5 protein-coding genes and 1 tRNA gene are annotated in these 8,123 nt (G+C 36.1%); 3 read left to right on the plus strand and 3 right to left on the minus strand.

The genetic code is table 11. The features are described 5' to 3' along the window. Positions 1-94: 94 nt before the first annotated feature. Both ULVI_RS14285 and ULVI_RS14290 read right to left on the minus strand, forming a co-directional pair. Positions 95-168: transfer RNA gene (locus ULVI_RS14285), tRNA-Arg, on the minus strand. Positions 169-234: 66 nt separating this feature from the next. After that, positions 235-2,274: a TonB-dependent receptor family protein gene (locus ULVI_RS14290; protein WP_068593469.1), complete on the minus strand. Its 2,040-nt coding sequence runs from the start codon at positions 2,272-2,274 to the stop codon at positions 235-237. A 140-nt stretch (positions 2,275-2,414) separates the two neighbouring features. Here ULVI_RS14290 and ULVI_RS14295 point away from each other — a divergent pair, with 140 nt between their 5' ends. Next, positions 2,415-2,927, plus strand: a complete 513-nt coding sequence (locus ULVI_RS14295) for an adenine phosphoribosyltransferase (RefSeq protein WP_197463519.1) — start codon at positions 2,415-2,417, stop codon at positions 2,925-2,927. Between the two features lie 194 nt (positions 2,928-3,121). On the opposite strand, the gene ULVI_RS14305 is transcribed toward ULVI_RS14295, so the two are convergent. Next, the gene (locus tag ULVI_RS14305; protein WP_068593472.1) at positions 3,122-4,000 is read right to left on the minus strand and encodes a hypothetical protein; all 879 of its coding nucleotides are present in this window, start codon (positions 3,998-4,000) and stop codon (positions 3,122-3,124) included. A gap of 148 nt (positions 4,001-4,148) precedes the next feature. Here ULVI_RS14305 and ULVI_RS14310 point away from each other — a divergent pair, with 148 nt between their 5' ends. Then, positions 4,149-5,105, plus strand: a complete 957-nt coding sequence (locus ULVI_RS14310) for a calcium/sodium antiporter (protein WP_068593473.1) — start codon at positions 4,149-4,151, stop codon at positions 5,103-5,105. A gap of 317 nt (positions 5,106-5,422) precedes the next feature. Continuing rightward, entirely contained in the window at positions 5,423-7,609 is a 2,187-nt protein-coding gene (locus ULVI_RS14315; protein ID WP_068593474.1) for a glutamine synthetase III family protein, read from the plus strand. The last annotated feature ends 514 nt before the right edge of the window (positions 7,610-8,123 follow it).

Consider the following 8,123-nt stretch of genomic DNA (forward strand, 5'->3'; position numbering starts at 1 on the left):
GAGGAATGATCTGTTTTACAGAATGTTATATTTAAACAGGAAATTAGCTCAAAAAAAAATCCATTCCTGTTTAGGAATGGATTTTTAACATTTGTGACCTCGACAGGATTCAAACCTGTAACCTCTTGAGCCGTAATCAAGTGCGCTATTCAGTTGCGCCACGAGGCCGTTATTGGGGTGCAAATATATTCCTTTTTGTGAATATACCCAAAGCTCTACTAAAAAAATAAATCATTAAAATTGAAACCGTACTCCGCCGAAGTAATTTCGATCGGCACCAGGTTCGTAGTAACGATTTCCAAAAGCATTAATACGAATAGAATCGTAATACCCCGCGTTGGTCAAATTGTTTATTCCGAAGAAAGGCAGAAGGGTTGTGCTTCCTAATTTAAACGTATATCCTGAATTAAAATTTAAAAGTGTTGCAGCAGATATCTGCGTTGCGTTCGAATCTTCGGCATACATTTTCCCAGTATAATTCATTTCTAACTGCAACGAAAGCCTTTTTTTTCTGAAAGTGATTGCCGTATGTAGTTTGTGTACAGGAAGAGCGGGTAGGGTGTTATCTCTAAAATCTTCTTCATTTATACGATACTCATTATAAGTGAAATCTGAAAAAGTATAAGCGCTTCTTAAAGAAAAGCCTGGAAATAACTGTTGCTTAAAACTCACTTCAAGTCCTTTTCTATGTGTGCTTCCAGCATTTCTGTAAAACGTACGATCGGGAAAATCTGAAACTTCAAAAGGAACGAGATCGTCTTTCGTTGTAATATAAAATACCACAGCTTCAAAAAACTGTTGGGCTGTTTTATAGGTGAATCCAACTTCCGTGTTTGTGGAGCGTTGTGGAAGAAGTTCTGTATTAAAGCCACCGCTACCGTCGGGATTGGCAGATAGTTCGCTAAGCGCTGGAGTTTCAAATCCGGTGGAAAACGCTGTGTGAACTGAGGTCGTTTCAGAAAAAGCATATTGCATTCCGATGCTTGGACTAAATGCGTTTAACTGTATATCGTCTGTATTGTTTCCGTCTGTTAAAAATCGATCTTCAGCTTTCAGATTATTAATATCGAAGCGGGCGCCCAAACGAAACAGTATTTTTCCGAAGTAATATTGATCCAATACATACAGTCCTAACGCACTAAATTCCTCTAATTGTTCAAAAGATAAATTGCCTTGTATTCCTTCTAAATTTTGAAATCGCTTACGTTGATCTTGCTGTAGCGCATAATCAACCCCTGCTTGCAATTCGTTTATATTGTTGAAAAGGTGATGTTTAAAGGTCACATTACTTCCTGCGCCTGCATAATTTCGTTTCAGCGTAACAATTCCGCCATCTTCGAATGGTAATTTGTTGCTAAAGTCACGATACGAATAAAATGTATAGGCTTGTAATTGAAATTGCTCGTCAAATTTATGGGTTATAGAAGCACCTGTTTTAATTTGTTGAATTGTCTCACCGGTATCAAAATCTACATTACGTTGTCTCGCTTGGCTTCGGTCGGTTTGAACTTCGTCGAGGGTAAGTCCGCCAGCATCTTCAGCCAATGGGCTATTCGTGTAATTCCCTTGCAATTTTAGAGTGGTTTTTTCTGAAAACCGATGCGTGATTTTTGTAGAAACCGCATAGTTTTTAAAACGACTTTGTGCACGATATCCATTTGTAGCGGTGTAATTTCCTTGAAAAAGTGCCGTAGTTTTTCCTTCTGAAATCCCTGAAAGTAATTGGTATTGTTGCATGCCGAAGCTTCCGAAAGTAACATCAGCTTTTGCAATTCCTTCGGAAAGAGAGTCGATGGTTTTAATGTTGATTACGCCACCTGAAGCATTTCCGTAGAGTGAAGAAGAAGGACCGCGAATTACTTCTATAGTTTTTACAAGATTAAGGCTGAGGTTGTCCAACTGTCCTTGTCCGTCAGGAGTTGTTTCGGGAATGCCATCTACAATGATCTTAATACCCCGAATACCAAAGGCAGCCCGGGCGCCAAATCCACGTATCGATATGCGGAGATCCTGTGAAAAGTTCTGTGCATTTTGTGCAAACAAGCCGGGTACTTCTTGAAGGTATTCCTGTAAAGAAAGTTGTTGCTGTATGGGATTGGTTTTAGCAACCTCGATTTGCGTTACCGAAAGTGGGACGAGTGTTTTATCTCCAGATAATTTTACAACATCTAATCGAACAGGAGTTAGCGATACCGGTTGGAGGGTATCACGTTGTGCGAATGTTGATGCATTTAAAAGAAAAAAAACAGCTAAATAAAAGTAGAATTTGTTCATTGAGGTAGGGGTCTATGAGGGACCTTTTTACAAAAATACAGGAAGCAATGATACTTTTTTAAAAAACTAGTACATAAAATAGTTTAATAAAATCACAATCTACTTTGTGGCAGCGTAGATATTGTTTATTTTTCAATATGATAAATTTGGAAGATTATATACGCGATATTGAAAACTTTCCGAAACAGGGGGTATTGTTTAAAGATATCACTCCGTTATTGGCAGATCCTAAAGCACTCGATTGCTGTCTTGAAGAATTAATACGCCTTACAGAACGTCAAAAAATCACAAAGGTGGTAGGAATTGAAGCTCGTGGATTTTTATTTGCTACCATGATGGCGAAAGAGTTGGGAGCTGGGTTTGTTCCTATTCGCAAATCTGGTAAGCTTCCATATGCAACTTTAAAAGAGCCTTATAGTCTAGAATATGGGATGGATGTATTAGAGATACATGAAGATGCTATTGAAAAAGGAGATAAAGTGTTGCTGCATGACGATATTTTAGCAACTGGGGGCACTGCAAGGGCGGCTGCAAAATTGGTTGAAAAACTAGGTGGCGAAATTGTACAATGTAATTTTCTAATTGAAATAGAATTTCTAAAGGGGGCATCTAAACTGAATAAATATGAAGTGAGATCGTTACTCTCTTATTAGTCTAGTGAGTTTTTGGTCACCCATAGCTTATAAGCAAACAGTGCCATTTGCAATTTTGAAGCTTTAGCAAGATCTACTCCTTTTTTTGTAAAACTGGGAAGTAGTTTTTTATTAAGTTTTGATAGTGCCTTAAAAAATTTTTTCTTCAAGAGTTCTAGGGTAGTTTAAAGGTTATTAATTTTATTTACTTCTTATTATTGTTCACTTTTAAGAATTGAGGTTCCGTCTTTAATTCCTATTTGAATCGATTTAATGGGGTTGTCATTACTGGTGTGTTTAGATTTAGATACAGATCCCTTTTGGTCGTCAAGTTTTAAATTAATATGTAAAATTTCCCCTTTGGCATTTCGTTTCACATCGCTGTATGAAAATAGCATCCCTTCCTGCTCGAATTCTTCTTTAAGAGCTTCCAAGTCTGCATGGCTGCTGTTTTTCGTGATCTCTCTTACAAATGTATTATTAGCTTCGAATTGATTTTTCGACCCGTTTCTAAGCGCCATCATTTCGTTTCGTTTCATTTCCATTTCTGCTTTACGTTGGTTCATTTTCTCCTTCATTTCCTTACGGCGCATTTCCATCGCTTCCGATCTTTTTTTGTGATCTTCTAAATTAATGTTCGAAGAATTACCTCCCTGCTGAATCGTAGCTTGATTCCCCTTTCCCGAACTGCGAACAGAAATTGCATTCCCGTCGGTAGTTATTACAATGGTGTTAATGGGTCGGTCACTACTCACACTATACGTACTTTTATTTCCTTTGTTATTATAAGAAATAGATATGCCAGTGATCTCTCCTAACGTATTACGCTCTACATTTGAATAACTGAAAGCAGTTCCTTTCTCGTTAATTTTAAGCGCAAGGTCTTTCAAAGTTTCATCGGTAGTGTCTTTAGTAATTACAATTTCGGTGTTTTGTAAAGTGGTTATAAGAGTAATTGCTGTATTCTTATTTTCAAAATTAGGATTAAGCTTCAGAAATGAGTTTGAAGCTGTTGTGGGTAGCATTCCGAAGTAAGAAAAAAATAGAAGTACAATTAACCGGATGCGATTTCCTGAGGTATGTAGTAAATTCATAATATATTATTTTAACATTCAGAAAGATTGCAATAATAGTGCCTTTTTTGTTTAAGTTTCAGCTAATCAATATGATATCTGAGCTATTCAAATATAAGATTTATTACCATACACTTTTAGTATCTTCGCAAGAATTAAATTAATAGGCATGAGTATACTCTTTATATTTATAGGATTGTTGCTGTTGGTAGTGGGTGGCGAATTTTTAGTACGCGCCTCGGTCGGACTTTCTTTTAAGCTTCATTTATCTAAAATGGTTATTGGGCTTACAGTGGTGTCTTTTGCTACTTCTGCACCAGAACTTTTAGTAAGTATACAAGCTGCTTTAGATGGCTTTAGTGATATTTCACTTGGAAATGTGATAGGTTCTAATATTGCTAATATTGGCTTAGTTTTAGGAATAACGGCAGTGATAGCACCGTTGGCAATCGATAGGGATTTTTATAAATTCAATTGGCCAGTAATGATGTTCCTTTCTGTTGTGCTTTATTTTATTTTAGAGACAGGAAATGAAATTTCGAGAACAGAAGGTATTGCGCTGGTTTTATTATTAGTGGTGTATTTATTTTTATTAATTAATCGGGCTAAGAAGCAGCGAAAGACGGCTCCAGTGGACGATAGTATTGATGATGGTCTTTCAAAAACTTCAAATTTTAAAATTTTTATCTGGCTCGCCATTGGTGGTGTTGCTTTATATTTTGGAAGTGAGCTACTCGTAACGGGTGCCATCGATCTAGCTTCGGCAATGGGTGTAAGTGAACGGGTGATTGCAGTAACTATGATTGCTATAGGGACAAGCGTTCCCGAATTAGCAGCATCGGTGATTGCGGCATTAAAGAAAGAAAAAGCAATCTCTTTAGGAAACCTCATCGGCTCTAATATTTTTAACATTGCTTCGGTATTAGGTATTACCGCGATTATTCAACCCATTGCAGTAAAAAGTCAGGAGGTACTTACCAACGATATCTGGTGGATGTTAGCATTTGCAGGCGTATTATTACCGCTGGCGTTTCTTCCGAAGAAATTCGAGATTGGCAGAGTGAAAGGTGTAATTATAGTGGTTGCGTACTGTGCATTTATTAGCATGGCTTTTATAGCTAATTAATACACCTTATATATTGAACTAATTTTAGATAGTTCTTTCTTCGGAATGTATACTTGAACATTTTTTTTGAACCCTGCTAACAATGAAGGTGTTTGCTGCTTTTTGTAGAACTTCCTTTTTCTGAAGCATTATTTCTTACTGAAAATTCTTAAGTATCTACCGCGTTTTTTTTTAGAAAATTTATAGAGGGGTATTTTTTTAGGGGTGGGTTACTAAAAACATCGATTTATTAATAACTTAACATTAAAAACTAGGGGGTGTATTTATAAAATTAGTAGTTTTGCTGCGTTAAATTATTTAATTTTAAACTGTACCCTATGTCAACGTTACGATTTCACGCAATTAAGGAAACTTTTAATCGTGTTCCAATTGAAGTAAATGAACCAGAACGCCGTTCTGCTATTTTCGGAAAAAACGTATTCAATGAAAATGCGATGCGTCAATACCTAACCAAAACTTCGTATAACAGCGTCATTGATGCTGTGGAGAAAGGAACTAAAATTGAGCGTCACGTAGCCGATCATATTTCTACGGGAATGAAAGAGTGGGCTATCTCTAAAGGAGCAACACATTACACGCACTGGTTTCAACCTCTTACAGGAGCAACTGCTGAAAAGCATGATGCTTTCTTTGAAACAGTAGAGAACGGACAAGCGATCGAAAAATTTGGTGGTGGACAGTTAGTACAACAAGAACCAGATGCATCAAGTTTCCCTAACGGTGGAATTCGAAATACATTTGAAGCACGTGGATATACGGCGTGGGATCCTACTTCTCCTGCTTTCATTTATGGAACTACACTTTGTATTCCTACTGTATTTGTATCGTATACAGGAGAAGCACTCGATTACAAAACACCTTTGTTAAGAGCTTTACAAACGGTAGATCAGGCAGCAACAGCGGTAGCAAAGTATTTTGATAAAAATGTAACTAAAGTAAACGCTACTTTAGGGTGGGAGCAAGAATATTTTTTAATTGATAAGGCCTTGGCAGCATCACGACCAGATATTTCGTTAGCAGGGCGTACGTTACTTGGACATTCTTCAGCAAAAGGACAGCAATTGGACGATCATTATTTCGGATCGATTCCAAGTCGTGTTTTAAATTACATGCGTGATCTTGAAACAGAATGTATGTTATTGGGGATTCCGGTTAAGACCCGTCATAACGAAGTGGCACCTAATCAATTTGAACTAGCTCCAATTTTTGAAGAGACCAATTTAGCGGTAGACCACAACTCCTTATTAATGGACGTGATGGATAAGATTGCAGACCGTCATAATTTTAAGGTGCTATTTCACGAAAAACCATTTGCAGGAGTGAATGGAAGTGGAAAGCATAACAACTGGTCGTTAGCGACAAATACGGGAGTAAATCTTTTGGGGCCAGGTAGTACTCCAATGAAAAACCTTCAGTTCTTAACGTTTTTCATTAATACGATAAAAGCAGTAAACGATCATGAAGAATTATTAAGAGCGTCTATTGCTAGTGCGAGTAACGATCATAGATTAGGTGCTAACGAAGCGCCTCCAGCAATTATATCAGCCTTTATTGGGTCACAGTTGACAGAGGTTTTAGATGAACTTGAAAAAGTTACAAACGGTAAATTATCACCACAGGAAAAAACAGATTTAAAACTTAATGTAGTTGGCAAAATTCCTGAAATTCTTTTAGATAATACCGATAGAAACCGTACCTCTCCTTTTGCATTTACTGGAAATAAATTTGAATTCCGTGCCGTAGGTTCTACAGCAAACTGCGCCAATCCTATGACTGTTTTAAATGCAATCGTAGCAAAACAGTTAATTTCTTTTAAGAAGCGTGTTGACGCACTTATTAAGGATAAAAAAATGAAAAAGGATGATGCCATCTTTAATATCCTTAGGGAATACATTAAGGACTCTAAACGAATTCGTTTTGAGGGAGATGGATATGGAGAAGCTTGGGAGAAAGAAGCTGAGAAGCGTGGGTTGAGTAACAAGAAGACAACTCCGGTTGCGTTAAAGGCAAAAGTTTCTAAAGAATCGATAGCACTTTTTGAAGACCTCGGTATTATGAGTGAGGTGGAAATAGAAGCGCGTTACGAGATCGAACTGGAAGAATATGCAAAACGAATACAGATAGAAGGACGTATTCTTGGTGATATTGCGAGAAATCATGTAATTCCTACGGCAATTAAGTATCAAAATATTCTCATCGAAAATGTACGGGGTCTAAAAGTAATTTACGAAAAGGACTTTAAAAACTTTGCAGGAGAGCAAATGGCACTTATAGAAGAAATTAGTGAACATATCGCTAAAATTAATAAAGGCATCACCGCGTTAATAGATGAACGTAGACAAGCTAATAAAATAGAAGATATAGAAAAACTTGCCCATGCTTATTGCGAAGATGTTAAACCATATTTTGAAGTAATTCGATATCACTGTGATAAATTGGAGCTGTTAGTAGATGATGAACTTTGGCCATTAACTAAATACAGAGAGTTGTTGTTTACTAAATAAGTAAATTTTCGATTCCGCTTAAGAATTAATAATATATTTTTATGGAATAACCGCTTGATCTTTAAGCGGTTATTTTTTTTTATGTTTGTTGAAATAAATTGTAATCCTTGTAGTAAGAAAGAATGTGTATTATAGCATGCTTTTTTAACAAAAACCCTTGAATTTAAATAATTATAAATTTAAATTTCAGTGTAGGAATTTTTAGATTTTTTTGAATATTTTTATATCTGTGTATTTCTAAAAATAGTACCTTAGGTATTGAAAATAAGCTTTTTACAAGAATTGGTTTAACTTTTTGCTTTTTAAATTAGCTAACATGAAATTGTAGGGCAAAAATAAAATTTAACAAAAATTTAACAATTAGTACATTTTAACATGTACAGTGTATTTTGGCGGCATTTCGAGATTTTAGACTGATTAAGATAACGCCTCTTCAGAAAATTCTTACAATTTAACTTTAAACCTAAGTGATTTGATTTTGAGGTTGTTATAAAAATCAAAAATATTGTTGCAT

The organism is Cochleicola gelatinilyticus, from assembly GCF_001637325.1.
In the GTDB taxonomy this organism is placed as follows: Bacteria; Bacteroidota; Bacteroidia; order Flavobacteriales; family Flavobacteriaceae; genus Cochleicola; species Cochleicola gelatinilyticus.